The 26,843-nt window shown below is 68.7% G+C and carries 20 protein-coding genes and 1 pseudogene; 15 read left to right on the top strand and 6 right to left on the bottom strand.

Annotation, left to right across the window (positions count from 1 at the left end):
- Positions 1-2,001: a BTAD domain-containing putative transcriptional regulator gene (locus DM194_RS19855; protein WP_162630132.1), complete on the bottom strand. Its 2,001-nt coding sequence runs from the start codon at positions 1,999-2,001 to the stop codon at positions 1-3.
- A gap of 228 nt (positions 2,002-2,229) precedes the next feature.
- Between DM194_RS19855 and DM194_RS19850 the strand changes: the two genes are divergently transcribed.
- Positions 2,230-3,042, top strand: coding sequence for a class I SAM-dependent methyltransferase (locus DM194_RS19850; protein ID WP_111069307.1), 813 nt, complete (start codon positions 2,230-2,232; stop codon positions 3,040-3,042).
- A 27-nt stretch (positions 3,043-3,069) separates the two neighbouring features.
- On the opposite strand, the gene DM194_RS19845 is transcribed toward DM194_RS19850, so the two are convergent.
- Positions 3,070-3,807 (bottom strand): siderophore-interacting protein, encoded by a 738-nt coding sequence (locus DM194_RS19845; protein WP_246024523.1) that lies wholly within the window; start codon positions 3,805-3,807, stop codon positions 3,070-3,072.
- Positions 3,808-3,949: 142 nt separating this feature from the next.
- Between DM194_RS19845 and DM194_RS19840 the strand changes: the two genes are divergently transcribed.
- The 7 genes from DM194_RS19840 (at position 3,950) to DM194_RS19810 (ending at position 14,944) form a co-directional block, all read left to right on the top strand.
- Entirely contained in the window at positions 3,950-4,834 is an 885-nt protein-coding gene (locus DM194_RS19840) for an AraC family transcriptional regulator (RefSeq protein ID WP_162630131.1), read from the top strand.
- Positions 4,835-5,052: 218 nt separating this feature from the next.
- On the top strand, positions 5,053-7,224 hold the full coding sequence (locus DM194_RS19835; RefSeq protein WP_111069716.1) for a TonB-dependent siderophore receptor: 2,172 nt from the start codon (positions 5,053-5,055) through the stop codon (positions 7,222-7,224).
- Positions 7,225-7,228: 4 nt separating this feature from the next.
- Positions 7,229-8,023: an ABC transporter ATP-binding protein gene (locus tag DM194_RS19830; RefSeq protein WP_111069304.1), complete on the top strand. Its 795-nt coding sequence runs from the start codon at positions 7,229-7,231 to the stop codon at positions 8,021-8,023.
- The gene (locus tag DM194_RS19825) at positions 8,020-8,916 is read left to right on the top strand and encodes an ABC transporter substrate-binding protein (RefSeq protein ID WP_111069303.1); all 897 of its coding nucleotides are present in this window, start codon (positions 8,020-8,022) and stop codon (positions 8,914-8,916) included. The genes DM194_RS19830 and DM194_RS19825 overlap by 4 nt, the downstream gene beginning before the upstream one ends.
- Entirely contained in the window at positions 8,909-10,903 is a 1,995-nt protein-coding gene (gene fhuB, locus DM194_RS19820; protein WP_246024522.1) for a Fe(3+)-hydroxamate ABC transporter permease FhuB, read from the top strand. Before DM194_RS19825 ends, fhuB begins: the two co-directional genes overlap by 8 nt.
- Positions 10,904-10,959: 56 nt before the next feature.
- Positions 10,960-12,636: an ABC transporter ATP-binding protein gene (locus DM194_RS19815; protein ID WP_111069302.1), complete on the top strand. Its 1,677-nt coding sequence runs from the start codon at positions 10,960-10,962 to the stop codon at positions 12,634-12,636.
- A gap of 319 nt (positions 12,637-12,955) precedes the next feature.
- On the top strand, positions 12,956-14,944 hold the full coding sequence (locus tag DM194_RS19810; RefSeq protein ID WP_342792458.1) for a BCCT family transporter: 1,989 nt from the start codon (positions 12,956-12,958) through the stop codon (positions 14,942-14,944).
- A 10-nt stretch (positions 14,945-14,954) separates the two neighbouring features.
- Here DM194_RS19810 and DM194_RS19805 read toward each other — a convergent pair whose 3' ends face one another.
- The 3 genes and pseudogenes from DM194_RS19805 to rocF all read right to left on the bottom strand — a co-directional run bounded on the left by DM194_RS19805 (position 14,955) and on the right by rocF (position 19,071).
- Positions 14,955-16,631, bottom strand: a complete 1,677-nt coding sequence (locus DM194_RS19805) for a methyl-accepting chemotaxis protein (RefSeq protein ID WP_246024521.1) — start codon at positions 16,629-16,631, stop codon at positions 14,955-14,957.
- Positions 16,632-17,022: 391 nt separating this feature from the next.
- Positions 17,023-18,099: an ornithine cyclodeaminase gene (locus DM194_RS19800; RefSeq protein WP_111069301.1), complete on the bottom strand. Its 1,077-nt coding sequence runs from the start codon at positions 18,097-18,099 to the stop codon at positions 17,023-17,025.
- Positions 18,100-18,119: 20 nt separating this feature from the next.
- Positions 18,120-19,071: pseudogene (rocF, locus tag DM194_RS19795) on the bottom strand (arginase).
- A gap of 138 nt (positions 19,072-19,209) precedes the next feature.
- Here rocF and DM194_RS19790 point away from each other — a divergent pair.
- From DM194_RS19790 to DM194_RS19780, 3 genes are all read left to right on the top strand, one after another.
- Entirely contained in the window at positions 19,210-19,653 is a 444-nt protein-coding gene (locus tag DM194_RS19790; protein WP_111069300.1) for an Lrp/AsnC family transcriptional regulator, read from the top strand.
- Between the two features lie 163 nt (positions 19,654-19,816).
- The gene (locus DM194_RS19785; protein ID WP_111069299.1) at positions 19,817-20,671 is read left to right on the top strand and encodes a transporter substrate-binding domain-containing protein; all 855 of its coding nucleotides are present in this window, start codon (positions 19,817-19,819) and stop codon (positions 20,669-20,671) included.
- A 112-nt stretch (positions 20,672-20,783) separates the two neighbouring features.
- The gene (locus DM194_RS19780) at positions 20,784-21,590 is read left to right on the top strand and encodes an alpha/beta fold hydrolase (protein WP_111069712.1); all 807 of its coding nucleotides are present in this window, start codon (positions 20,784-20,786) and stop codon (positions 21,588-21,590) included.
- Between the two features lie 43 nt (positions 21,591-21,633).
- Here DM194_RS19780 and DM194_RS19775 read toward each other — a convergent pair whose 3' ends face one another.
- On the bottom strand, positions 21,634-21,978 hold the full coding sequence (locus tag DM194_RS19775; protein WP_111069298.1) for a DUF1289 domain-containing protein: 345 nt from the start codon (positions 21,976-21,978) through the stop codon (positions 21,634-21,636).
- Between the two features lie 324 nt (positions 21,979-22,302).
- On the opposite strand from DM194_RS19775, the gene ccoG reads away from it, so the two are divergent.
- The 4 genes from ccoG to DM194_RS19755 all read left to right on the top strand — a co-directional run bounded on the left by ccoG (position 22,303) and on the right by DM194_RS19755 (position 26,831).
- Entirely contained in the window at positions 22,303-23,847 is a 1,545-nt protein-coding gene (gene ccoG / locus DM194_RS19770) for a cytochrome c oxidase accessory protein CcoG (protein ID WP_111069297.1), read from the top strand.
- 60 nt (positions 23,848-23,907) lie between these two features.
- Entirely contained in the window at positions 23,908-25,404 is a 1,497-nt protein-coding gene (locus DM194_RS19765) for an aminotransferase-like domain-containing protein (protein ID WP_111069296.1), read from the top strand.
- A gap of 474 nt (positions 25,405-25,878) precedes the next feature.
- Positions 25,879-26,154: a phosphopantetheine-binding protein gene (locus DM194_RS19760; RefSeq protein ID WP_111069295.1), complete on the top strand. Its 276-nt coding sequence runs from the start codon at positions 25,879-25,881 to the stop codon at positions 26,152-26,154.
- On the top strand, positions 26,154-26,831 hold the full coding sequence (locus DM194_RS19755; RefSeq protein WP_111069294.1) for a COG4648 family protein: 678 nt from the start codon (positions 26,154-26,156) through the stop codon (positions 26,829-26,831). The genes DM194_RS19760 and DM194_RS19755 overlap by 1 nt, the downstream gene beginning before the upstream one ends.
- Positions 26,832-26,843: the final 12 nt, after the last annotated feature.

Raw genomic sequence — 26,843 nt, 5'->3', positions numbered from 1 at the left:
TCAGGATTGAAGCCCGATGCTCGGCCCGACACGCCGGATGAGGTCGACCACGGACGGAGTCAGCGTGTGGAAGGCGGCCAGGAAGTCGTCGCACCGGTAGGACGGCGCCGTCTCCCTGATCCGCCGGGCATACCCCCCGGCCTCCTCCCGCCGATCCGCCAAGGCGTTGGAAAAGGCAGCGATGGCCTGGATGTGGACATGGGCGTTCGGCCGCCGCGCGGCCCGGTCGCCCCACAGCGCGGCCTGGGCGTGCTCCTTCAGATTGAGGCAGGCGAGCGCCCGCGCGCCAAGCATGCCGAACAGCAGCGGGTCGAACGGACTCAGCCGCTGCGCGACGTCGGCGGCACCCAGCGCGGCCCGCGCATCGCCACCCTGCGCCTGGACGAAGGCGAGGGAGTAATGGCCGAGCGCGAAGTTGGGGTTGAAACCCACCGCAAGGCTCAGCTCCTCCACCGCATCGTCCTGCCTCCCCAACAGCCATAGCGCACGGCCGAGAGCCAGATGGCTCGTCGGGTCGCGCTCGTCCAAACCGACGCTCTGCTCGGCGAAGCGATAGGCGTGCTCCGCCTCGATGCCGCGCTGTCCGGTGCGATGCAGAAAGGCATCCTGAAAATGGGTGAAGGACAGGCCGGCATACAGCCGCGCGCTCAGCGGGTCGGTGCGAAGTGCTTGTTGGAAAAGGCCGCGCGCCGTCTCGTTGTCGTCGCGGGTGAAGCGGTACATGTGCCACAGGCCGCGATGATAGGCGCTCCAGCCATCCAGCGAAGACGGCGGAACCGTCAGGGCACGCCGCATCTCGGCCGCTTCGATCTCGTCGTCGAGAGCGGCGGCGATGCGGGTGGCAAGCTCGTCCTGCAGGTCGAATACGCCGTCAAGGCGCCTGTCGTAGATGTCGCTCCACATCACGGCGCCGGTTTCGGCCTCCACCAGTTCGACGGTCAGCCGAAGCCGGCGCCCGTCGGTGCGGATCGCCCCGCTGGCCAGATAGCGCACGCCGAGCGCCCTGCCGACCGTGCACGGGTCGATCTGGGCCCCGCGAAAGCGGAAGGAGGATCCGCGGGCAATGACGAACAGCGAGCGCAGCCGCGAAAGCCTCACCAGCACGTCGGCGGCCACCCCGTCGGCGAAGCCGCCGCCTTCGGACGGTCCGCCGAGCGTGCCGAAGGGCAGAACCGCCAGCGAGGGCCGATCCGGCAGCACCGGACGGCTTGACCGGGAGAGGTCGGGCAGCAGTCCGGCAGGCTGCTCCGCCACGGTTTCGGCTTCGGCCGGGTGGCGGTCGCGGATGCCGTGCAGCAGTTCGACCGTCTCCTCCTCCGGCTCGGCATCGAGGCAGCGGCGCACGGCGTCGGCACAGATCCGGTACTGCCGAACGGCATCCGACCGCCTGCCGTTGCGTGCATGCAGCCGCATCAGCGCGCGGTGCGCCTCCTCGCAGGCGGGATCGAGCGCCAGCCAGTGCTCCGCCGTGGACGCGACGCCATCCCGGTCCCCCTCCGCCTCGCACCATGCCGTCAGGCGCGCGAGGATTCCGGCCGCCAAGCGGGCGAAGCGGGCGCGCTCACCGGCCAGCCAATCATCGACCCCGTCGGAGCAGGCCTCGGCCTCGGGAAGAAGGGGGCCGGCGCACAGGGCGGCGGCGGCGCGCAGACTCTCAGGCGTGCCCTCCCGCGCCAGCCGTTCGGCCATCACGCCGTCGACGCATTCGGGCGGCAGGGCCAGCGACACGTCGTTCCTGTCCGTGCGGATCAGATCGACACCCGCCTGCTCACCGAGGTGCCGCAGTTCCATCAGGCACTGGCGCAGGCTGTGCAGCGCCCGCCTCTCCTCGCAGTCCTCCCACAGCAGGGCGGCCAGCCGTTCGCGGGAGATCGGTCGCGGTGCGGTCAGCGCGACATAGGCAAGCAGAAGCTGCGCTTTCCGCCCGCGCAGAGGGAGGGCACGCCCGCCGTCATCGGCGAGCGAGAAGCCGCCCAGCAGCCTAAGCGTCGGCCCGGCCATGCCGCACCAAAACGGAAATTGCCTACCGCCCCGATCATAGCAGGCGGGACGAATCCTGTCAGACGCGCGTCGGCCCAGGGGGCTACCCCTGAAGGACGGGTCGGCATTTTGACGATCGGTTGACGCAGGCGCTGACGATCGGACGACGACCGGCTGACGCGACACGGCCATCCTCGCGGCCGAAGCCCGCCGTCACCGGGCGCAATCGCACACTCCAAGGAGAACGACATGGACGACCTGATCGCCACCGCTCCCGCCATTCAGCCGCACAACGAGCGGGCTGCCGCCGTGTGGAGTTCGGGCGGCCGGGATTACGAGGAGATCATCCGCGGCGTCTATGACGGCATCGACGCCGCCGTCGCTGCGCTCGCGCCCCAGCCGGGCGAATGCATCCTCGACGTCGCGACCGGCACCGGTATCACGGCGCGCGCCTGTGCCCGGCGCGGTGCGCAGGTCACCGGCATCGACATCGCCGCCGGATTGCTGGACGCCGCACGCTCGCTGTCCGACGGGCTTTCCATCGACTACCGGCTGGGCGACGCCGAGGCGCTGCCCTGCGCCGATGCCAGCTTCGACGCGGTGGTGTCGACCTTCGGCGTCATGTTCGCCGCCAAGCCGGAAGCGGCGGCGCAGGAACTCGCCCGCGTCTGCCGGCCCGGCGGCCGGCTGGCCCTGACCACCTGGACGCCGGACGGCGCCATTGCCGAGATGTTTTCGCTGATGCGCCCCTACATGGCGGCGCCTCCGGCGGTGTCGCCTTTCGCCTGGGGCCGTCCCGAACGGCTGGAGGAGTTGCTCGGCGGCGCCTTCGACCTGACGGTCACCACCCTGACCAGCCATTACGTCGAAACCGGCGGCGAGGCGGCCTGGAACACCTTCGTGACCGGCTACGGCCCGACGCGTACCCTGGCCGCCAGCCTCGACGAGGAGCGCCGCGCCGCTCTGAAGCGGGACTTCGTCGCCTTCCACGAGCGCTTCCGCGAAGGCGCGGGCATTCATGTGCCGCGCACCTTCCAACTCACGCTCGGCCGGCGGCGGTAGCCCCTTCCAACTCAAGACAGGGCGGCCTCAGCCGTAATGCTCGAAGCCGCCCTGGGCAACGCTCGCCTTCCAGTAGGCGACGACCGAACAGGAATCGGCGGGAAGGCCCAGCGTCTTGCGGACATGGCCGCGGATGCGCTGGGCGGTGCCATGCTCCGTCCCGCTCCACACCGCAAGCCCCTCCGCTCCGGCCGGGGCCGCCGCCATCACCGCCTCCGGCAAGGGCGAGGCGCCCGGCGCCGCATGACGGTCCCGGTGGAACCAGGTGATGGAGGTGGCGGCCGGCGAGGCCAGTTCCTGCCGTTCGTCCGGTCCCGGCACCTCGATGAACACCTCGGCCGAGGCATCCGCCGGCAGGTTTTCCAGAAGATGGGCGATGGCCGGCAACGCCGCATGGTCGCCGGCCACCACGTAGCGGCCCGCCGGCTTCATCGCGATCCCGCCGGATACGGAGAGTCCCACCCTCTCCCCCGGCCGGGCGCGGGCGGCCCAACCCGACGCCACGCCGGCGCCGTGAAGCACGAAATTCACCTCCAGCGTTCCGGCGGCGGCATCGAAGCGCCGCACCGAATAGATGCGCAGCGGAGAACCGCCGCCATCCCCTGCCGGAACCACCAGACCGATATGCGGAGCCAGGACGCCGGGTTTCAGCGTGAACCCCTCCAGCGCCGGCCCGCCGAGGACGATGCGGCGCATGCGCGGCGTCAGGGCGGAAACCGCGACCACCTCCACCCACCGAAGATCACAGGGATATCTGCTGCTCAAGACAGGCCTCTTTGCGCCGGCACCGATGGAGCGCATGCTAAATAAGAATGCGACTTGTTCGCAACTATCCTTTGCCCTATAGCATGTGATCGTCAATGGACGGATTTCACGGCCACGCAATCCGGGGCCAGAAGGTCGATCGATGCTGTTTCACCCGAGAATGCAGAGCCATACCGAAGGGATCACCATTCTCGGCGACCTGCAGTGGCGTGCCTGGAACGGGATGATCGCCGATATCTGGACCGTGGCCTGCGACCGGAATGCCGGCGGCGAATATGTGTCGGAGGCCCCGCGCCTCGTCGTCGTGCTCGACCAACTCGGGGAGGGCGCGCTCCATGTCATGGACACCCCCGACCGCGGCAAGTCCCGCCGCGTCGGCCGCCGCCAGACGATGAGCTTCGTCCCCGCCGGCCTCAAGGTCTGGTCCCGCACCGAGAGCGTCCGCCGCCTGACCCATCTGGACCTGCATTTCGACATGTCGGTGCTGGAAGACCGCTTCCCGGACGGGCCGGATCTCCGGGAGATGGACCGGCCGCGGCTGAACTTCTCCGACGAGCGGCTGTTCTCGCTGGCCCGGCTGATCGCGGCGGAATGCCGGACCTCGGGCGCCCTGCACGACCTTTACGGCGAGAGCCTGATGGCCGCCCTGTTCATCGGCCTCGCCCAGACCGAACCGGCGGCCGACCGCAAGCGCGGCCAACTGCCGCCGCGTCAGCTGCGGCGCGTGATCGACTATATCGAGGAACATTGCAGCCAGACGATCCGCCTGCAGGAACTGGCCGATCTCACCGGGCTGTCGGCTTCCCATTTCTGCTCCGCCTTCAAGGCGTCGACCGGCGTGCCGCCGCACAAATGGCAGATGCGGGCGCGGGTGGAGCGCGCCAAGACGCTGCTGACCACCTCGGACGCGACGCTGGCCGCTGCGGCGGCGATGGCCGGATTCTCCGATCAGGCGCATCTGACCCGCGTCTTCCGCCAGATCGTGGGCGCCACGCCCGCCGCGTGGCTGCGCAACCAGTCCGCGTGAGCCGATGCCGATGCTCAATCCCACCCCCACTGCCGTTGCCGGAAGAATGTCGAAAGATCGTCCAATCCATCCAAAGACGGTTCAATCCGGGCCTTCATGCATATGCTAATCATTCGCAACAACGGCTCCACTTTCGGACAGGTTCGTCCGGTGGCGCTTTCGCGGGTGGTGCATTCAGTCCGAGGCCGATTGCGATGGTTCACGTTTCGATCAAGCAGATGACCCGTTTCCTCTTGAACGGCACGGCGCTCGCCGCCTTGCTGATGCCGGCACTCGCCCAGGCGCAAACGCAGCCCCAGGCGCCATCCCAGACGGACGGGAACACGCCCGCCATCCTCGGTCCGGTGACCGTCGAGGGCAGCAGGGCGGCCGAAACGGCGACCAGCCCGGTCAAGGGCTATGTGCCCACCCGCTCGGCCACCGGCTCCAAGACCGACACGCCGCTGGAGGCGATCCCGCAGTCGGTGTCGGTGATCGGCCGCGAGGAGATGGACGACCGCGGCGCCCAGAAGGTGGACGAGGCGCTGCGCTACACCTCCGGCGTCTTCAGCCAGCCCTTCGGCCGCGACAGCGACACCAACTGGGTCTTCATCCGCGGCTTCCAGGCGACGCAGTCGGGCGTCTATCAGGACGGGCTGCAGCTCTATGCCTACGGTTTCGGCGGCCAGTTCGTCGACAGCGACACTCTGGAGCGGATCGAGGTCCTGCGCGGCGCCTCCTCCGTGCTCTACGGCGGCAGCAACCCCGGCGGCCTGCTGAACTACGTCTCCAAGCGGCCGGGCGACACCCCCGTCCGCTCGGTCGAGGCCGGCATCGACCAGCATGGCACCGCCTTCCTCGGCCTCGACGTCGGCGGAGCCATTGGTCAGAACTCAGGCGATCCGAAGCTGAGCTACCGGCTGACCGGCCGCATCGTCGGCGGCGACACCTACACCGACTTCGCCGACGGCTTCCGCGGCACCGTCTCGCCCAGCTTCAAATGGTCGCCGAACGACGCCAACACCCTGACGGTGCTGGCCAACTACACCGACATCGACGAGACGCACAACGGCGGCGCCTTCCTGCCCTATGTCGGCACCGTGGTGGACGCGCCCTTCGGCCGGATCGACCGCAAGGCCAACTTCACCGAACCCGGCATCGACACCTACCGCCGCCGTCAGGCCTCGATCGGCTACGAGTTCGAACACCGCTTTGACAACGACCTGATCTTCCGCCAGAACGCGCGCTACAATTACAGCAAGGTCCACGAGGTCACGGTCTACCCCTACGGCTACGACGGCTTCTCGGCCACGCCGACCGACCCGGACAACCTGCTGTCGCGCATCAATTTCGAGCACACCAGCAAGGTCAACAGCTTCCTGATCGACAACCAGCTGGAAGGCAGGCTGCGCACCGGCGCGGTCGAGCACACGGCGCTGGCCGGCGTCGACTACAAGTATTTCGTCATGGATCAGGTGCAGGCATCCGGTTCGGCCACGCCGATCAGCACCACCAACCCGGTCTACGGCGCCCCCCAGGGTCCGCGCTTCGCCTACATCGACCAGACGCTGACGATGCGTCAGCTCGGCGTCTACCTGCAGGACCAGATGCGCTTCGGCCAGGGTTTCCTGGTGACGCTGAGCGGCCGCTACGACATCGCCTCGACCGATGCCGACGGGACGCCCGCCTATGACGGCAAGACCGGCAAGTTCAGCGGCCGCGCCGGGCTGGCCTATGAGTTCGCCAACGGCCTGACCCCCTATGTCAGCGCCTCCACCTTCTTCAACCCGGTGCTGGGCTCCTCCCCCGCCGTCGGCGTCTTCAAGCCGGAAAGCGGCCGCCAGTACGAGGTCGGCGTCAAGTACCGCCCGACCGGGATGGACGCGATCTTCACCGCCGCCCTGTTCGACCTGACCCGCACCAATGTCGTGACCGGCCCCTTCAACGCCGAGACCCAGCTGGGCGAGGTCAACTCCCGCGGCGTCGAGCTGGAGGCCAAGGCCAACATCACCCCCAGCCTGAAGGCCGTAGCCTCTTTCACCGCGCTCGACCTCGACATCAAGAAGGACGCCGATCCGACCCTGATCGGCAAGACTCCCTACATCGTGCCGCAGATCCAGGGCTCGGCGTTCCTCGACTACACCTTCCGCGAAAGCGTCCTGGACGGGGTGTCGGTCGGCGGCGGCGTGCGCTATGTCGGGTCGTCCTGGGCCGACAACGAGAACACGCTGAAGGTTCCGGCGGCGACCGTCTTCGACGCGCGGATCGGCTACAAGCGCGACAACTGGGGCGCCAACCTGTCGGTCACCAACCTGTTCGACAAGGAATACGTCGCCAGCTGCCAGACCCAGTATTCCTGCGGCTATGCCGAGGGGCGGACCGCCCTGCTGACCCTCAACATGACCTGGTAGCCCGATGCCCGGCCCGGACCAGACCCCTGCCCTCTACGAACTCGACGCCGTCGGATTTTCGGCGGCCGGCCGGCCGATCCTGACCGATCTGTCGCTTCGGCTGGAGCAGGGGCGCATCTACGGGCTGGTCGGCCCCAACGGATCGGGCAAGAGCACGCTGATCCGCATGCTCGCCCGCCAGCAGCCGCCGGGGGCCGGCCGCATCCGCTGCCTCGGCGCCGAGATCGCCCGCATCGGCGACCGCGACTTCGCCCGCACCGTCGCCTACATGCCGCAATTCACCCCGCCGGCGGAGGGCATGACGGTGCGCGAGCTGGTGGCGCTCGGCCGCTTCCCCTGGCACGGCGCGCTCGGCCGCTTCGGGGCGGAGGACGCCGCCAAGGTGGCGGAGGCGATCGCGGAAACCAATCTCGACGCCTTCGCCGACCGGCTGGTCGACAGCCTGTCCGGCGGCGAGCGGCAGCGCGTCTGGCTCGCCATGATGCTGGCGCAGGACACGCGCTGCCTGCTGCTGGACGAACCGACCTCGGCGCTCGACATCGCCAGCCAGGTGGAGATGCTGGGGCTGGTCCGCCGGTTGAGCCGCGCCCGCGGCATCGGCGCTGTCATCGTCCTGCACGACATCAACATGGCCGCCCGCGTCTGCGACGAAATCCTGGCGATGCGCGGCGGCGCGCTGGTGGCCCAGGGCACGCCGGACGCCATCATGACCGGCGAGACGCTGGGCGCGATCTACCGCCTCGGCATGGGCATCGTCCCGCATCCCGTCACCGGCGCCCCCATCGGCTACGTGCTATGACGGCTGCGGCACGCAGGATATCGCGGCGGCACGCGCTCGCCCTCACCGCCGGGTTCGCATTGACGCCCCGCCTCGCCCGGGCGGCGGCGGCGGCGAAGCGGGTGGCGGTCATCGACTGGGCGCTGCTGGAAACGGTGCTGGCGCTGGGCGTGGTCCCGGTCGCCGCCACCGAGCTTCTGCAGTTCCGCAAGACCATCGTCGAGCCGGCGGTGCCCGCCTCCGTCGCCGACATCGGCCTGCGCGGAACGCCGAATTACGAGGCGCTGAACCTCGCGGAACCGGACCTGATCCTCACCTCCAACTACTACGAAGGCCAGCGCGCCAGCCTGGAGCGGGTGGCGGAAACCGTGCCGCTGTCGATCTACGCGCCGGGGGTGCAGCCCTACCCGGCCGCCGCCGACGCGGCCCTCGCCCTCGGCCGCCTGCTCGGCCGCGAGGCACAGGCGAAAGCCCTCGTCGCCGATACGGATGCGGAAATCGCCCGCCTGCGCGGGACGCTGGCGGGCATAGTCCGACGGCCGGTGCTCGCGATCAATTTCGGCGACGCCCGCCATTTCCGCGCCTTCGGCACCGACAGCATGTTCGGCGACGTGCTGCGCCGGCTGGGGGTGGAGAATGGCTGGGCGGCGCAGTCGAGCTACAGCGCCACCGCACCCGTCGGCATCGAGGCGCTGGCCCGCTTCCCCGACGCCGCCGTCATCGTCGTTCCCCCGGCTCCCGCCGAGGCCATGCGGACGCTGGCCGACAGCGCCCTGTGGCAGGCACTGCCGATGGTGCGGGACGGACGTGTCGCGGTGATCGAGACGGTCAACCATTTCGGCGGCCTCCCCGCCGCCCTGCGTTTCGCCCGCCTCGCCGCCGCCGCCCTCCTGCAAGGAAACGGCAATGGGTGAGCGCGCCGCGATGAACCGCATCCTGCTTTGGGGCGGGCTGGCCCTGGTCGCCGCCTGCCTGTCGACGGTCCAGGTCGCCGGGCATCTCGCCTCGCCGCCCTCGCTCGGCGGCGCCGCCACCGGCGCCGACTGGCTCGACGCGGTCATCCTCCATCACAGCATCCTGCCGCGCATCGCCGTCTCGCTGGTCGCCGGGGCGGCGCTGGGATTGTCGGGACTTCTGCTCCAGCGCGTGCTGCGCAATCCGCTGGCCGAGCCCTCGACGCTGGGCGTGTCGGCCGGCGCCCAGCTGGCCATGACGGTGGGGCTGCTCTACGCGCCGGCGCTGATGGAACAGGCGCGCGAGGCCGTTGCGCTGGCCGGCGGGCTGACCGTGGTCGGGCTGATCCTCGCCATGACATGGCGGCGCGGGCTGGAGCCGGTCGCCGTGATCCTCGCCGGCATGATGGTGGCGCTGACCGCGACCATGGCCAGCGCCGCGCTGATCCTCGCCAACGGCGACTATCTGTTCTCGATCTTCATCTGGGGCGGCGGCGCGCTGGCGCAGCAAAGCTGGGATCCGACCCTGACCATCGCGTTGCGCCTGCTGGCCGGCATCGCCGCCGCCATCCTGCTGATGCGCCCGCTGTCCATCCTCGGCCTGGACGATTCCAGCGCCCGCAGCCTGGGCGTCGCCCTCAACGCCACGCGCTTCGCCGTCATCGGCGTCGCGGTCTGGCTGGCCGCCAGCGTGACGGCGGAGGTCGGCGTGATCGGCTTCGTCGGGCTGGCCGCCCCCGCCCTGGCCCATCTCAGCGGCGCGCGGACCCAAAGGCAGAAGCTGATCGCCGCCCCGCTGATCGGCGCGGTCCTGCTCTGGATCACCGACGGGCTGGTGCAGCTGCTGGCCGGCGCCAATGGGGAGCGGGTGCCGACCGGCGCCGCCACCGCCCTGCTGGGCGGCCCGCTGCTGCTCTGGCTGCTGCCGCGCCTGCGCATGTTCGAATGGCCGTCGCTGAACAGCCGCCCCGCCCCGTCGCGCCGCAGCCCCCGCCCCCGCCTGCTGATCGGCGTGATCGCCCTCTGCGGCCTTGCCGCCGTTGCCCTGGCGCTGACCGTCGGCCACGGCCCCGACGGCTGGTCGCTGGCCACCGGCTCCCTCTTCGACCGGCTGCTGGAATGGCGCGGCCCGCGCGTGGCGGTCGCGGCGGCGGCGGGCGCCATGCTGGCGGCGGCCGGAATGCTGCTGCAGCGCATAACCGCCAACCCGCTGGCCAGCCCGGAAATCCTCGGCGTCGGCACCGGGGCCGGCGTCGGCCTGACCGCCGCGCTGTTCCTTGTCACATCCCCCGGCATTGCCCTGCAGCTCACCGCCTCCGCGGCGGGAGCGGTGCTGGTGCTGGCCGCCATGCTGGCCCTGTCGCTGCGCGCCGGCTTCGGGCCGGAGCGTCTGCTGCTGGCCGGCATCGCCATGAGCGCGCTGTGCAGCGCCGTCCTGACCGCCGTCATCGCCACCGGCACGCCGCAGGCCTTCACCCTGCTGCGCTGGCTGAGCGGATCGACCAACGACGCCGGCCCGGCCGACGCCTGGTTCTGCGCGGCTGCGGTGGTCCTGCTGCTGGCGGCCCTGCCGCTGGCCTCCCGCTGGCTGGAGATCCTGCCGCTCGGCGACGTCACCGCCCGGTCGGTCGGGCTGCCGGTGCAGCGCTGCCGCATCCTTCTCGTGCTGTTCGCCGGCCTGCTGACGGCGGCGGCGGCCCTCTTCGTCGGCCCCTTGAGCTTCGTCGGCCTGATCGCCCCGCACCTCGCCCGCCTCGCCGGCCTCGGCCGCCCGCTGGAGCAGGGGGTCGGCGCCGTCCTGATCGGCGCCGGCCTGATGGTGGTGTCGGATTGGCTGGCGCGGACGGTCGCCTTCCCCTATCAACTGCCGCTTGGATTGTTCGCCGCGCTGCTGGCCGGCCCCTACCTGATCTGGTTGCTCAGCCGGGCCGGCCCGCGCGCCGGCTAGGCCGTCCTGTTCCTCCCTTGCCTATTCCCGTTTTCAGTTCCGGAATGAGAAGAGCCATGCTCCGCCGCTTCTTCGCCTACTACCGCCCCTACAAGGGCCTGCTGATTCTCGACATTTCCTGCGCGATCATGGCGGGACTGCTGGAACTGGGCTTTCCGATGGCGGTGCGCGCCTTCGTGGACCAGTTGCTGCCCACCCAGGACTGGGCGCTGATCGTCGCCGCCACGGCGGCGCTGCTGGCGGTCTACATGGCGAATGGCGGGTTGATGGCCATCGTGACCTATTGGGGCCACATGCTGGGCGTCAACATCGAGACGGAGATGCGGCGCAAGAGCTTCGACCATCTGCAAAAGCTCTCCTTCAGCTTCTACGACAACAACAAGACCGGCCATCTCGTCGGCCGCGTCACCCGCGACCTGGACGAGATCGGCGAGGTGGCGCATCACGGCCCCGAAGACCTGCTGATCGCGGTGATGACCTTCGTCGGCGCCTTCACCCTGATGGCGGTGGTCCATCTGCCGCTGGCGCTGATCACCGCCGCCATCGTGCCCGTCATCGCCTGGCTGACCAGCCGCTACGGCGGGCGCATGACCCGCAACTGGCAGTCGCTCTATTCCCGCGTCGGCGACTTCAACGTCCGCATCGAGGAGAATGTCGGCGGCATGCGCGTCGTCCAGGCCTTCACCAACGAGGACCACGAGCGCAAGCTGTTCGCCGAGGACAACGACCGCTACCGCAAGACCAAGCTCGAAGCCTACAAGATCATGGCGGCGTCGACGACGCTCAGCTACATGAGCATGCGGCTGATCCTGATCGTCGTCATGCTGACCGGCGCCCATTTCGTCCTGGTGGGGGAACTGACCCAGGGTGGATTCTTCGCCTTCCTGCTGCTGGTCAACACCTTCTTCCGCCCCATCGAGAAGATCAACGCGGTCATCGAGACCTATCCGCGCGGCATCGCCGGATTCCGCCGCTACACCGCCCTTCTCGACACCCAGCCCGACATCGCCGATGCCCCCGACGCCGTCCCGGCACCGCCGCTGAAGGGCGATATCCGCTTCGAAGGCGTTTCCTTCGGCTATGACGCCGCCCGCCCGGTCCTGAACGGCGTCGATCTCAGCATCAAGGCGGGTTCCACCGTCGCCTTCATCGGCCCGTCGGGCGCCGGCAAGACGACGATCTGCTCGCTCCTGCCCCGCTTCTACGAGATCACCGGCGGCCGTATCACCGTCGACGGTCTCGACATCCGCAGCATGACGCTGGCCTCGCTGCGCCGGCAGATCGGCATCGTCCAGCAGGACGTCTTCCTGTTCGGCGGCACCATCCGCGAGAACATCGCCTATGGCCGTCTTGGCGCGTCCGACGCCGAGATCGCCGAGGCGGCGCGGCGCGCCCATCTCGACGGGCTGATCGCCTCGCTGCCGGACGGGCTCGACACCGTCATCGGCGAACGCGGCGTGAAGCTGTCGGGCGGCCAGAAGCAGCGCCTGACCATCGCCCGCATGTTCCTGAAGAATCCGCCGATCCTCATCCTCGACGAGGCGACCTCGGCGCTCGACACCCAGACGGAGCGGGAAATCCAGAAATCGCTGATGGAGCTGGCCGAAGGGCGGACGACCCTGATCATCGCCCACCGTCTGGCGACCATCCGCAGCGCCGACGAGGTCTATGTCGTCAACACCGGCGGCGGGATCCAGCGCATCAGCCACGAGGAACTGGCCGCCCACGGCTGAGGAAAACGACTGAAGGGGGAGCGGCGCTACATGATCGGATCGTCGCTCCCCTCCCGGCAAGATCACGGCAGACTTGCCAAATCCAGCCCCGCCCCACCCGCGATCGAACGCCCGGTTCGCAGACCGGATTGAAGCAGAGGCGACAGATCATCCAGCAATCTCCGGCCGCGCCCGCCCATTGGCCGGCAATGTTCCGTGTGACGCACCCGGCGACCCATGCATTCCTTTCATGCGGATTCTCTCGGCGATCATCCCACCGCAGCCCTTTATCTCGGGCTTGAAGGCTTCATATCATCCTTGCGATCAGCAACGATGATGGATGCTCATGCAACAGATAAACAAGACCGTTTCCTTCACGGCCGGCGGCTTGATTCTACTGTTTGTCGCCCTGGCTGCGTTGTTCACCGAACCCTTCAGTTCTCGCGTATCGGAAATACAAGCATTCGTCGTCGGTACCTTCGGCTGGTTCTACGTGCTCGCCGTCGCCGGCTTCCTGTTGTTCGTCCTATGGCTGTTCTTCAGCCCCTACGGCGCGATCAAGCTGGGACACGACGATGACGAGCCGGAATTCAGTTATCCGTCCTGGTTCGCCATGCTGTTCAGCGCCGGGATGGGCATCGGGCTTCTGTTCTACGGCGTCGCCGAACCCATTCTGCATTTCTCAAATCCGCGCGTGGGCGAGGCGGGCACGCCCGACGCCGCGCGCGAGGCGATGAACCTCGCATTCCTGCACTGGGGCCTCCATGCCTGGGCGATCTACATCGTCGTCGGGCTGTCCCTGGGCTATTTCGCCTACCGCCAGGATCTTCCCCTGACCATCCGGTCGGCGCTCTATCCGCTGCTCGGCGACCGGATCCGCGGCTGGCCCGGACATATCGTCGACATCATCGCCATCTTCGGCACGCTGTTCGGGATCGCGACTTCGCTGGGCCTCGGCGTCATGCAGATCAACGCCGGCTTCGCCTATCTCGGCCTGCTCGACGTCGGCCTGTGGCAGCAGATGGTGCTGATCGCCGTCATCACGGTGATTGCCGCGGCCTCCGCCGCCAGCGGGGTCGGGCGGGGCATCCGCCGCCTGAGCGAGCTGAACATGCTGGCGGGCTTGCTGCTGCTGGCCTTCGTCTTCCTGCTCGGTCCGACGGTGTTCCTGCTGTCGACGCTGGTGGAGAGCATCGGCCGCTACCTGTGGACGCTGCCCTATACCAGCTTCCGCACCCTGCCCTATGCCGGGGCGGAGTGGCAGGCGAGCTGGACGATGTTCTATTGGGGCTGGTGGATCTCCTGGGCTCCCTTCGTCGGCATGTTCATCGCCCGCGTGTCGCGCGGCCGAACCATCCGCGAATTCATCGGCGGCGTGCTGATCGCCCCGGTCGCACTGACCATGCTGTGGTTCGTCGTGTTCGGCGAGACGGCGATCCATATCGAGATGTTCCAAGGCGGCGGCATGGCCGCGGCGGTGGCCGAGAGCGTGCCGACCGCGCTGTTCGTCATGCTGGATCAGCTGCCGCTCAGCACCATCAGCTCCGCCATCGCCACGCTGATGGTCGTCACCTTCTTCGTCACCTCCGCCGATTCCGGCGCGATGGTCATCGACATCATCGGTTCCGGCGGCAACCAGGATACGCCCATCACCACCCGCCTCTTCTGGGCGCTGCTGGCGGGAGTGGTGGCGGCGGTGCTGCTGCTGGTCGGCGGCCTCCAGGCCCTGCAAACCGCGGCAATCGCCACGGCGCTGCCCTTCGCGATCGTCATGGTGATGATGTGCGTGGGCCTCGTCGTCAGCCTGCGGAGCGAGCGGAGCATCGATCCCGGCCGGCGCGCCACCCGCATGGCGACGGGCGCCACCGCTCCGGCGGCGGAAACGGCCGGCGACGGCGATTGGCGGCAAGGACTTTCCGCGATGCTGGGCCGCAGGAGCGGTCTGGCGGCGGCTCCGCCGGGCGCCGGTGCCGCGCGGCGGAACGTGGCCCGCTTCATCAGCGACGACGTGGTTCCCGCGTTGCGCGACATCGCGGAGGAGCTTGAACGCAACGGCCGCGCCGTGGAGATGGATGCCAGTCCTTTCAGCGCCGGCATCGCCGTGCTGCGGGACGGCCAGGAGGAGTTCTCCTACGCGATCCGCGCCCGCGCCCATCACCCGATGAGCTTCGCCTTCTCAGGCATCGAGAAGGATGACGAGCCCTGGCAGACGCGGGCCGAGGTCATCCTGCGCGGCGGCCTGCACAAGCAGCTTCCGCCGGAACGGATGAACCGCAACGCCATCCGGCAGGATTTCGTCCGCGAATACGGCAAGTGGATGGGGTGGTGACGGAGCCCCCTCAAGCCGTCCGCACATGGCGGAGGAACTCCTCCGCCTGATCGCGCAGCGCCATCGCCTGCCGGCCGAGGTCGGCGGCGGCGGCGCGGACCTCCGACGCCATCGTCCCCGTCTCGTGCGCGGATTGCGAGACCTCGCGGATGTTGTGCGTCACCTCCGCCGTGCGGTCGGCGGCGCGCTGGACCGAGCGGGCGATGTCGGCGGTGGTGACGCCCTGGTGATCGGCCGACACGGCGATGCGCCCGACCAGATCGCTGACCGACATCACCTTGCGGCCGACTCCCCCGATGGCCTCCACGGCATGGCCGGTCACCGCCTGGATTTCCGCCACCTGCCGGGCGATGTCGTCGGTCGCGCGCGCGGTCTGGTTCGCCAGCGTCTTCACCTCGCCGGCCACCACGGCGAAGCCCTTGCCGGCCTCCCCCGCCCGCGCCGCCTCGATGGTGGCGTTCAGCGCCAGCAGGTTGGTCTGGGCGGCGATGTCCTGGATCAGCGTCACCACCTCGCCGATCCTGCCGGCCGCCGCCGCCAGCCCGTCCATCGTCCGGTTGGTGTTCGTCACCTCCTCCACCGCGGCGCGGACCATGCGGGCCGAGTCCTCGACCTGCCGGCTGACCTCGCCGATGGAAAGGCTCAACTCTTCCGAAGCGCCCGCGACGGTGCGCACGTCGTCGCTCGCGTCGCCCGCGGCGGTGCTGACCGCAGCGGCGCGCAGGCTGCCGGTTTCGGCGATGTCGTGCAGGCGCTGGGCATTGGCCTGCAACTGCGTGGTGGTGGCGCTCAGCACGCCGACGACGCCCAGCAGCGACCCTTCGAAGGACTGCGCCACCTCCTCCATCGCCTCGCGGCGCTCCTGCGCCGAGCGGGCGCGCTCCTCCGCCTGGGCCTCGTGCAGCTTGGCGACCTCGATCGCATTGTCCTTGAACACGCTGAGCGCCTTCGCCATGCCGCCGATCTCGTCCTTGCGGCCGAGCGCCGGAATGGCGACCGACAGGTCGCCGCGCGCCAGATCCTCCATGGCGCCGCGAATGCCCGACAGCGGCCGGAACATCCGCCGGGCCAGCAGCAGGCAGACGGCGGCGACCAGCAGGGTCACGGCCCCGCTGATGGCGGCGATCATCGTCTGGGTGTCGCGGATGGTCGCGAAGAACTCCGCCCTCGGAATGCCGACATAGAGCACGCCGACCACACGCCCGTCCGGCGCCTTGATCGGGTCGTAGGCGGTGTAGAAGGGCGTGCCGAGGATGTCCGCCTGTCCGCGATAGGGCATGCCGCGTCCCAGCACCGCGTCATGGACCGGACCCTTCGCCAGAGTGGTGCCGACCGCGCGGCTGCCGTCGGGCTTCAGCACATTGGTGGAAACGCGCAGGTCGCCCATGAACAGGGTCGCCGTGCCGCCGACCAGCCGCTTGACCCGGTCCACCGGTTCGAAGAAGTCGTTCAGGGCGCGGTCGCCGGCATACAGCGTGCCGTCGCGCATGTCGAACGCCTGCCCATACTGGTTCAGCACGTCCCAGGCCACGCGCATGTTGGTTTCCTGCCGCTCGACCGCCACCCTTTCGGCATAGCGGGTCAGCAGCAGCTCGTTGACACCGAACGTTGCAAAGGCGAGCATCAGCAATCCGCCGCCGCAAAGCGCCACCGTTTTGCCCGCCAGCGACAGAGCCTTCATCCTCATGCCCAACCCCGTTTGGTCCGATTGTCGACTGCCTGTTCTTCTTTTTTTTGAACGTCTGCCTGCAATGCAACCGACATGGCAAGGGAAAAGAGTGGAAACGGTTGCAAAAACGTCAGGGAAATCCCCGGATTATTTTCCTGACGTTTGCGTCAGCCATACGGATTGATTGCAGGGGCTACGGATGTCGACAAACTTCGTTCACTGACCCTCTTCGCGGATCGACAACATTTCAGAAGGCAGAACGATTTTCCCGATCCGGCCGCCCACAGCTTCACTTGGAACCGCGGCCCGGCGACCAGGCCAAAAGTCATGCATACTCCCCGACCCCGGGCCGCCCCTCCCCTGGACTGGTATGGAATGCGGAGAACTGTCGGGCGGTACTTCTCCGCCGTCATCCCCCGCCTCGCGTCGCGTCCCCCGCCGGGGCCGGCTTCGCGGCGCGCAGGATCATGCCGAACAGGTCGCGCGGCTCGTCCGGGTCGGCCAGCATGTCGAGGTTCTCGTAGAACTCCGTCCCCGCCACCTTGTCGCGGACATAGCGCAGGGCGGAGAAGTCCTCCGTCGCGAAGCCGACGGAATCGAACAGGGTGATCTGCCGCGCGTCGCGCCGGCCGACGGCCTGTCCGGTCATCACCGTCCACAGCTCCGTCACCGGATGGTCGGGGGCGAGTTGCTGGATTTCGCCCTCGATCCGCGTCTGCGGCGGATATTCCACGAAGATGTCCGACCGCAGCAGGATGTCCCGATGCAACTCCGTCTTGCCGGGGCAATCGCCGCCGACCGCGTTGATGTGGACGCCGGCCCCGACCATGTTGTCGGTCAGGATGGTCGCGTACTGCTTGTCCGCCGTGACGGTGGTGATGATCTGCGCGCCCTCAACCGCCTCTTCGGTCGAATTGCAGGCGGTGATCTCGAAGCCCCGGCCGCGCAGGTTGCGCAGGCATTTCTGCGTCGCCGCCGGGTCGATGTCGTAGAGCCGCAGCCTGTCGACGCCCAGCAGCGCCTTGAAGGCCAGCGCCTGGAACTCCGACTGCGCCCCGTTGCCGATGATCGCCATGCATCGCGCATCCTTCGGCGCCAGATGCTTGGCCGCGACGGCGGAGGTTGCGGCGGTGCGCAGCGCCGTCAGGATGGTCATCTCGGTCATCAGCACGGGATAGCCGGTGCCGACATCGGCCAGCACGCCGAAGGCGGTGACGGTCTGGCGCCCTTCCCGCGTGTTCTTCGGATGGCCGTTCACGTATTTGAAGCCATAGGTGCGGCCGTCGCTGGTCGGCATCAGCTCGATCACGCCCTCCGCGCTGTGCGAGGCCAGCCGCGGCGTCTTGTCGAAGCTCTCCCAGCGGCGGAAATCCTCCTCCACATAGGCCGACAGCTCGGTCAGGAAGCGTTCCACGCCGATGTGCAGCACCAGCTTCATCATGTGATCGACGCTGACGAAGGGAACGAGGTTCAGGTTCGGGATCATGGCTCAAACGCTCCAATCGGTCAGAAGCTGCGGGTCGGGTAATCCAGAACGCGGCGTCCCATCAGGCTCGCCAGCAGTTCCACCATCAGGATCGCGGTGCGCCCGCGCTCGTCCAGGAAGGGGTTCAGTTCCACCAGATCGATGCTGCTGACCAGGCCGGTGTCGTGCAGCATCTCCATGATAAGATGTGCCTCGCGGAAGGTCGCGCCACCGGGAACCGTGGTGCCGACTCCGGGGGCGATGCCGGGATCGAGGAAATCGACATCCAGGCTGACATGCAGCAGCCCGTCCGCCTCCGCCACCCGCTCCAGGAACGGACGCAGGAGGGAGACGATGCCGTGCTCGTCGATCTTGCGCATGTCGTGCACGGTGATGCCGGAATTCTCCAGCGCCCGCCTTTCGGCCGGATCGACGCTGCGGATGCCCATCATGCAGACATTGTGGGGATCGAGCCGCCCCGGCGGCGGCGGGAAATAGCCGTCGAAGCCGGCGCGGCCGGTCGCATAGGCCATCGGCACGCCATGCAGGTTGCCGCTCTCCGTCGTCTCCAGCGTGTGAAGATCGGGATGCGCGTCCAGCCACAGGACGAACAGCTCGCGCTTCGTCTCGGCGGCCCGCTGCGCCAGCCCGGTCAGGGTGCCGGCGGCAAGGCTGTGGTCGCCGCCCATGAAGATCGGCATGGCGTCCTGCCCGGCGCTCGCCTCATACGCCGCCTTCGACAGCGCGGCGGTCCAGCCCGCCACCTCCGGCAGCAGCTTCAGCGCCGCATTGCCATTGCTTCATCGGCCGTTGCGGCAGCGGCGCCACGTTGCCGAGGTCGGTGACGCTGTGCCCCAGCTCGGACAAGGCCCGCGCGATCCCGGCGGTGCGGTAGGCGCTCGGCCCCATCTCGCAGCCGAGGCGCCCCGCCCCATCCTGCACCGGCACCCCGACCAGCCGGCACTGCTTCGTCTTTGTCTTCCGGTAGGACATTGTTCGGCCTCTCGCCTGTTCCCCTCACCAGCAAATCACAGGCGCGTGGCGGAACGGACAGGGCAATTTGACAAAACCGGCCATCGGGCCTACCAAAACGAACAGCCAAGCTTACCAATTTGGTGGATGCCGGCGAAAATGACCCTCGACCAGCTGGACGAGAAGCTGATCACCCTGCTGCGCCATGACGGCCGCCGCAGCATTTCCGACCTCGCCATCGAACTGGGCGTGTCGCGGGCGACGGTGCGCACGCGGATGGAGCGGCTGGAGGCGTCCGGCATCATCATCGGCTACACCGTCATCCTGCGCGCCGACACGGTGGAGGCGCCGGTGCGCGGCATCATGCTGATCGAGGTGGAGGGGCAGGCGACCGACCGCGTCGTGCGCACGCTCAGCGGCTTCCCCGAGATCATGGAGATCCACAGCACCAACGGACGCTGGGATCTGATCGTGGAGCTGTCCGCCGCAAGCCTGCCGGAATTCGATGCGATCCTGCGCCGCATCCGCCTGATCCCCGGCATCACCACCAGCGAGACGAACCTGCTGCTGAACACCCCGCGCAGCACCCGCGCCCGCCTTTAGGCCTTCCCGGTCACGGACGGTTGCCGGTGATTCGACCGGCGGCGTCATGGCAACGCGGGGGATGACGGCCGGCGGACGCCTGTGCCAAAGTCCGGTCACTTCGCTGACGGCGCGGGGCGGACAGCCGGCGCCGGGCAGCACAATGAATGGAAGGAACAAGCCGATGAAGAAGATCCTTATGGCGCTGGTGCTGGGTGCGCTGGCGACGGGGACCGCCGGCGTCGCCATGGACCACCCCGCCGCCGCCAAGGACGCGAAGAAGATCCGCATCGCCTCGGAAGGCTCCTTCGCCCCGTGGAACGGCATGGATTCATCGGGCAAGCTGGTCGGCTTCGAGATCGACCTCGCCTGGGATCTGTGCAAGCGCATGGAGGCGGAGTGCGAGTTGATCGCCCAGGATTGGGACGGCATGATCCCGTCGCTGCAGCAGGGCAGGATCGACGCCATCATGGCCGGCATGACCATCACCGACGACCGCAAGAAGGTCATCGACTTCGCCGGCCCCTACGGCACCGAACAGTCGACCTTCGCCGTGATGAAGTCCTCCAAGCTGAACGGCGCCGATTTCGGCGCCGAGCGCATCGACCTCTCCGACGAGGCCGGCAGCAAGGCGGCGCTCGCCAAGCTGGCGGAGCTGCTGAAGGGCAAGACGGTGGGCGTGCAGACCTCCACCATCCAGGTCGATTTCCTGGAAAAGCATTTGCCGGACGTGACGGTGCGCAGCTACGACAAGATCGACAACGCCGCCATCGACCTGTCCTCCGGCCGGGTGGACGCCATCTTCGGCGACCGCTCTCCCATCGAGGCGATCATCCGCAGCACGGGCAACGACAACATGACGCTGGTCGGCCCGACCATGTCGCGCGGCGTGCTGGGCGAAGGCATGGGCGTGGGCTTGCGCAAGAGCGATGCCGATCTGAAGGCCCGCTTCAACAAGGCCATCGACGAGGCCGCCAAGGACGGCACCATCGCCAAGCTGAGCCAGCAGCATTTCGGCTACGACGTCTCGGTTCGCTGACGCCGAATCCGCTCACCCGCATGTCGGACGGCCGGGGCCGCAGCCTCCGGCCCGCCGATGCCGAAAGGCGAGCGCCATTGACGACCGCCATTGACCGCAGCCGATGGATGACATGACCACGCCGCCTTCGCAGCCCGCCGCCGTCCGTGACGCAGAGCATTTCATCCAGGTCGAGGGCGGCCGCCTGTTCGTGAAGGAATGGCGGCCGGACAGTCCGGACGGGACCGCCCGTCCCCCGATCCTGCTGTTCCACGATTCCCTCGGCTGCGTCGATCTGTGGCGCGGCTTCCCGGCCCGGCTGGCGGCGGCGACGGCAAGGCGGGTCGTCGCCTATGACCGGCTCGGCTTCGGCCGCTCCGATCCGCATCCGGGACGCCTCGCCCTCGATTTCGTGGCGGCGGAGGCGCGGAGCGTCGTGCCGACCCTGCTGGACCGGCTCGAAATTAGGGATTTCGTCGCCTGCGGCCACAGCGTCGGCGGCGGCATGGCGGTGGAAACCGCGGCGTATTTCCAGTCGCGCTGCCGGGCGCTGGTCACCATCGCCGCCCAGGCCTTCGTCGAGGACCGGACGCTGGCCGGCATCCGCGTCGCCGAACGGGGATTCCAGGATCCGGACCAGCTCGCCCGGCTGGCGAAATACCAGGGCGACAAGGCCCGCTGGGCGGTCGATGCCTGGACCGGAGCCTGGCTGTCGCCGGACTTCGCCGGCTGGACGCTCGACGCCGCCCTGGCGGAGGTCCGCTGCCCGGTGCTGGCGCTGCATGGCGACCGGGACGAATACGGCTCCGCGGAACACCCCGCCCGCATCGCCGCCGGGCGCGGAACGGTCCATATGCTGCCCGACACCGGCCACGTCCCGCACCGGGAACGCGAGGACACGGTGGTCGAGGCGATCGGCAGCTTCCTCGCCCGCACCTGACCTGCGTCGGGGCCGGCATCACAGCCCGCCACACCACTGCGCCTCAGCCCGCCCCCGCAATGGCGTCGCGCTCGGCCCGCAGGGCGGCGAGCTTCGCTTCCAGCTTGCCGATCTTCCGGTCGAGCTTGCGCAGACGCTTGCGCGGCGCCTTGCCGTCGGCGCCCTTCACCGGCGGGGCCTGCCCCGCCTCCTGCCTGATCCGCTGGTTGATGGCCGCCTTGGCGGCGTCGCTCAGCTTTTTCCAGCCCTTCACCTCGGCCTTGGTGCGGTGGCAGCCCAGGCAGGCCTCCTGACCGCCGAAGCGGCAGAGTCCGATACAGGGATTTCCGGTGTCCTTGGCCGCCGCGCCGTCTTTCGAATTCCTGCCGCCCAACTTGATGCTGCTCATCGCGCCTGTCGCATGATCGCTTTCCTGCCAGCACAATGTGCATCGGCATGCCGGTTCGACAATGCCCTGCCAAGCATCCCAGCTATCCATACAATGAAGCGGCCAGCCTCGTAACGCCAAGCATTGTATGGATCCCCAATCCGCAACTTCCCGCGTCCACTGCGACAAACCAGCGCAAATGCCCGATTCAGGGAATGGCATACCGGCAATTCGCTTGCGGCAATCCGATCAATGATCCATACGAACCGCATCGCCGAATGGCCGCCTCTCCATACGCTTTGCCTGAAAGCGGCGGCCTGACGGTACCTTCGTGCCAGGTGCCCCATGCCCAGCGATGCGCCGACCATCACCCGCCGCCCAAGCGGCTCCAAGGACCATTCTTCCGTCCCGCAGGAGCCGCAATCCCCCTACGCCTCCCACCGCAAGATCCATCCCAAGGCGGTGCGCGGGCGATTCCGGCGGCTGAAGTCCGGGCTTGGCGCGGTGCTGCTGGCGCTGTTCGCCCTGCTGCCCTTCCTGCGCTGGGACCGCGGGCCGGGCGTGCCCGATCAGGCGGTGCTGTTCGATCTCGGCAGCCAGCGCTTCTACATCTTCGCGGTCCAGCTGTGGCCGCAGCATGTCTACTACATCACCGGGGTGATGATCATCGCCGCAATCGGCCTGTTCCTGGCGACGGCGCTGGGCGGCCGGGTGTGGTGCGGCTTCACCTGCCCGCAGACGGTGTGGACCGACCTGTTCGTCTGGATCGAGCGGCGGGTGGAGGGCGACCGCACCGACCGCATCCGGCTGGACAAGCAGCCCTGGACCGCGCGGTGGCTGGCGAAGAAGGCGGTCAAGCATGCGGCGTGGCTGGCGATCTCCGCCGTCACCGGCTTCCTCAGCATCGCCTATCTGACCGACGCGCCGACGCTGGCGGTCGACCTGCTGCGCTTCGACGCTTCGGCGCTCGCCGCCGGCTCCGTGTTGTTCATGGCCGCCTGCACCTATCTGATGGCCGGTTTCATGCGCGAACAGATGTGCTTCTACGTCTGCCCCTGGCCGCGCATCCAGGCCGCCATGCTGGACGAGGACAGCCTCGTCGTCACCTATCAGGACTGGCGCGGCGAGGGCCGGGCGCCCCTGCGCAAGAGCGAGGGGTGGGATACCCGCAACCGGATGGGGTTCGGCGACTGCATCGATTGCGGCCAGTGCGTCCAGGTCTGCCCGACCGGCATCGACATCCGCGACGGCATCCAGATGGAATGCATCGGCTGCGGCCTGTGCGTCGATGCCTGCAACGACGTGATGGCGCGCATCGGCCGGCCCGGCGACCTGATCCGCTTCGACACCCTGACCGCCCAGGCGGCTAAAGCCGCCGCCATTACTGAAACGGCGAAAGCCGCCATCACTACTGAAACGGCGAAAGCCACGGCGGTCCCGCCGCCCCGCTACCGCCTGCTGCGGCCGCGCACCATCGTCTACGGCCTGATGCTGGTGGTGGTCGGCGGCGCGATGGCCATCGCTCTGGCGCTGAAGCCCAGCAACGACATCGCCGTGCTGCGCGACCGGGCGCCGCTGTTCGTGGCGCTCAGCGACGGGCGCATCCAGAACGCCTACACCATCAAGATCGCCAACATGTCTCTGACGGACCGGCAATACCGGCTGACCCTGTCCGGCCCGCCGCAGGCCAGCCTCGGCCTGTCGGGCGAGAGCGGCGAGGCCGGCGAACTGGCGCTGTCGGCCCGGGCCAACGCGGTGGAGACCTACCGCATCCAGGTCCGCGTGCCGCGGTCGGCCCTGGCCGGCGCCTCCACCCCGCTCGCCTTCACGCTGACGCCCGAGCCTGCCGGTGAACCGGTCCGCCACGACAGCGTGTTCCTCGCCCCATAACCCGCATATGATGCGGACAACGCCGCAGGGTGCGGGCCAAGGAAACGATCAGGACAGTCCATGCAATCCGATATCCCGGCCCATGCCGCCGAAGGCTCCGATCCGGCGGAGCAGTCCGGCCCGGGCTTCTGGCAACCCGATCTGGCGAACCGCAGCAAGCCGGTCTATCTGGCCATCGCCGACGCCATCGCCGACGATGTGCGCAGCGGCCGGCTGGCGGCGGGGCACCGGCTGCCGCCGCAACGCGCGCTCGCCGTCCGCCTGGAAGTGGATCTGACCACGGTCAGCCGGGCCTATGGCGAGGCGAGGCGCCGGGGGCTTCTCGACGCCCGCGTCGGCCAGGGCACCTTCATCAGCGCCAAGGCCGGCATCAGCGCCAAAGCCGGCCTCGCCCCGAACGAGCCGCCGTCCCCCACCGCCCGGCGGGAGGCCGCGGCGGTCATCGACATGACGATGAACCAGCCGCCCCTGCCCGACGCGCCGGAGCTGCTGGAGCGCGTACGGCAGGGTCTGGCCCAGGCGATGCTGCGGCTCGACCCGCAATCGCTGCTGCGCTATCCCGACACCGCAACGGCGGCCGGGGGGTTGGAGGAGGACCGCGCGGCAGGCGCGCATTGGCTGTCCCGGCGGCTCGGCGCCCCGGACGCCGGCCGGATCGTCGTCTGCCCCGGCACGCAGAGCGCGCTGCTGGCCCTGCTCAGCATGCTGGCCCGCCCCGGCGATACCATCTGTACGGAGGCGCTGACCTATCCCGGCTTCAGGGCCATCGCCGGACAGCTGGGGCTGCGGGTGGTCGGCGTGGCGATGGACGGAGACGGGCTCGATCCCGACGCCCTGCGCGCCGCCGTCGAAACTCATGCGCCGAAGGCGCTCTACTGCATCCCCACCCTGCACAACCCGACGACGGCGACCCTGCCGGCGGACCGGCGCGCCGCCATCGCCGCCATCGCCCGCGAACACGGCATCCCGGTCATCGAGGACGACATCTACGGCGTGCTGCCGCAGGATGCGCCGCCGCCCATCGCGGCGCTGGCGCCGGACATCACCTTCCATGTCACCGGGCTGGCGAAATGCGTGGCGCCGGGCCTGCGCGTCACCTATGTCGCCGCACCGGATACCCGTCAGGCGATGCGGCTGGCCGCCGCCCAGCGGGCGACCATGCTCGGCACCCCGCCGATTCCCACCGCGGTCGCCAGCCGATGGATCGCCGACGGCACCGCCGACGCGCTTCTCGCCGCCATCCGGGCCGAGGCGACGCTCCGCCAGCGCATGGCCCGCGACCTGCTGCCGTCCTCCGCGATGACCGCCCACCCGGAGGGCTTCCACCTGTGGCTCCGCCTGCCGCCGGCCTGGACGCGCGGGGAGTTCGCCGCCCATCTGCGCATCCGCGGCATCTCTGCCGCCGCCAGCGACACCTTCCTCACCGCCGGCCCCGCCCCGGAGGCCCTGCGCATCTGCCTCGGCGCCCCGGTCACCCGCGCCGACTGCCGCCACATGCTGGAGATCCTGGCCGACACGCTGGAACAAAGCCCCGCCCTTGCCGGCATCGTGATCTGAGAACCATTCTTTGAAGCTTTCCATGGCCGGCGGCGGCGCCCGGCACTAGACTTCGCCGTCACCCTCCACAATTCCGTCCGCAGCCGGCCCGCCTCCGTCCGGCCTGCCGCCGGCCCTGCCGTGAGGTCCGTGCCTGGGGATCGCCATCCCGCGGGATGAAACAGTGAACAGGGGCGGGAAAACCGTTCCATGGTGTTTCAAACGTTCAATTGGCCCGTTTTCCATCCGCAGCCCCGATCCGCCACCGGCAACCGTACCGGGCGGCTCCGGCATCATATCTCTGCAAAGAAAGCCAATCTTGAGCAAAACAAACTGATCACTCCGAAATAATGATGGAATCGACCCCGGCGCGTAGCTATCGTAACTCCTGAAAATGCGAATCCTGGGACTCGAATACGGTTTTCTACACCATCGGGTTATATCGAAATGGGTAGAATACATCAACAGTCACAGGCGTTGCTTTAGCGAGGCATAATGAGTGACTTGAAGACCATGTCTCCCGCCGAACTCGATCTGGCGACCCTGATCGTGAATACCCTGACGCTGGAAACCGCCCCGGAGGACATCGACCCGGACGCCGCCCTCTACGGCGAAGGGCTGGGGCTCGACTCGATCGACATCCTGGAGGTGGCGCTCGCCGTTTCCAAGACCTATGGGGTGAAGCTCCGAGCGGACGACGAGAACAACACCAGGATCTTCACCTCGCTGCGCACGTTGAACGATCACATTCAACAGCTCAAAGCCGCCTGATGCCGGAGGTCGCGGCAGAGGCCAGGGGAGGCGGCAGAGGAGCCGGAAGAGGTGCCAGAAGCACGCTCGCGGTCGGTGCCGTCCTGTCGCTGGTCGCCCTCTACCCCCTGCTGCTCCATGGCGCCATCGTCGCCGAGCTGGACGCCGAAACCGCCATGGCCCTGGCGCTGGTCCAAGCCGCTGTGACCGGCGTGGCGGTCAGCCGCGCCGCACCCCGTTTCCGCTGGCTGGCGCTGGCCGCCGGCATCGCCCTGCTCTTCCTGTCCTGGCGCTCCGCCCGCGATGGGCTGCTGGCGGCCTCGGCGGTCAGCCACGCCACCATCTATGTCGGCCTGCTGGTCCTGTTCGGCCGAACCCTGCTGGCCGGGCGGGAACCGCTGATCACCTGGATCGCGCGGCGCATCCGCGGCACCCTGACCGACGAGATGCTGGTCTACACCCGCCGCGTCACCATCGCCTGGTGCCTGTTCTTCGCCGGACAGCTGGCGATGTCCGCCCTGCTGTTCCGCCTCGCCCCCGACACCGTCTGGTCCTTCTTCATCAACGTGCTGGACCTGCCGCTGGTGGCCGCGATGTTCCTGGCCGAATACGCCTACCGGCTGCGGAAATTCCGGCACCATTCCCACAGCTCCATCGCGGATGTCGTCCGCGTCTTCTCGGAGCGGCCAAATCCATGACGGCCCAATGAT

Origin of the sequence: Azospirillum ramasamyi (assembly GCF_003233655.1) — a bacterium.
In the GTDB taxonomy this organism is placed as follows: Bacteria; Pseudomonadota; Alphaproteobacteria; order Azospirillales; family Azospirillaceae; genus Azospirillum; species Azospirillum ramasamyi.
This window is presented reverse-complemented; position numbering and strand designations above follow the sequence as displayed.

Bases quoted from the DNA above. Each gene is read 5' to 3' on its own strand.
- DM194_RS19825 (WP_111069303.1), top strand. From the start codon at position 8,020: ATGACGGCTGCGGCACGCAGGATATCGCGGCGGCACGCGCTCGCCCTC.
- DM194_RS19780 (WP_111069712.1), top strand. From the start codon at position 20,784: ATGACCACGCCGCCTTCGCAGCCCGCCGCCGTCCGTGACGCAGAGCAT.
- DM194_RS19830 (WP_111069304.1), top strand. From the start codon at position 7,229: ATGCCCGGCCCGGACCAGACCCCTGCCCTCTACGAACTCGACGCCGTC.
- DM194_RS19785 (WP_111069299.1), top strand. From the start codon at position 19,817: ATGAAGAAGATCCTTATGGCGCTGGTGCTGGGTGCGCTGGCGACGGGG.
- DM194_RS19775 (WP_111069298.1), bottom strand. From the start codon at position 21,978: ATGAGCAGCATCAAGTTGGGCGGCAGGAATTCGAAAGACGGCGCGGCG.
- DM194_RS19850 (WP_111069307.1), top strand. From the start codon at position 2,230: ATGGACGACCTGATCGCCACCGCTCCCGCCATTCAGCCGCACAACGAG.
- DM194_RS19840 (WP_162630131.1), top strand. From the start codon at position 3,950: ATGCTGTTTCACCCGAGAATGCAGAGCCATACCGAAGGGATCACCATT.
- DM194_RS19765 (WP_111069296.1), top strand. From the start codon at position 23,908: ATGCAATCCGATATCCCGGCCCATGCCGCCGAAGGCTCCGATCCGGCG.
- ccoG (WP_111069297.1), top strand. From the start codon at position 22,303: ATGCCCAGCGATGCGCCGACCATCACCCGCCGCCCAAGCGGCTCCAAG.
- DM194_RS19835 (WP_111069716.1), top strand. From the start codon at position 5,053: ATGACCCGTTTCCTCTTGAACGGCACGGCGCTCGCCGCCTTGCTGATG.
- DM194_RS19805 (WP_246024521.1), bottom strand. From the start codon at position 16,631: ATGAGGATGAAGGCTCTGTCGCTGGCGGGCAAAACGGTGGCGCTTTGC.
- DM194_RS19755 (WP_111069294.1), top strand. From the start codon at position 26,154: ATGCCGGAGGTCGCGGCAGAGGCCAGGGGAGGCGGCAGAGGAGCCGGA.
- DM194_RS19800 (WP_111069301.1), bottom strand. From the start codon at position 18,099: ATGATCCCGAACCTGAACCTCGTTCCCTTCGTCAGCGTCGATCACATG.
- DM194_RS19815 (WP_111069302.1), top strand. From the start codon at position 10,960: ATGCTCCGCCGCTTCTTCGCCTACTACCGCCCCTACAAGGGCCTGCTG.
- DM194_RS19790 (WP_111069300.1), top strand. From the start codon at position 19,210: ATGACCCTCGACCAGCTGGACGAGAAGCTGATCACCCTGCTGCGCCAT.
- DM194_RS19855 (WP_162630132.1), bottom strand. From the start codon at position 2,001: ATGGCCGGGCCGACGCTTAGGCTGCTGGGCGGCTTCTCGCTCGCCGAT.
- fhuB (WP_246024522.1), top strand. From the start codon at position 8,909: ATGGGTGAGCGCGCCGCGATGAACCGCATCCTGCTTTGGGGCGGGCTG.
- DM194_RS19810 (WP_342792458.1), top strand. From the start codon at position 12,956: ATGCTCATGCAACAGATAAACAAGACCGTTTCCTTCACGGCCGGCGGC.
- DM194_RS19760 (WP_111069295.1), top strand. From the start codon at position 25,879: ATGAGTGACTTGAAGACCATGTCTCCCGCCGAACTCGATCTGGCGACC.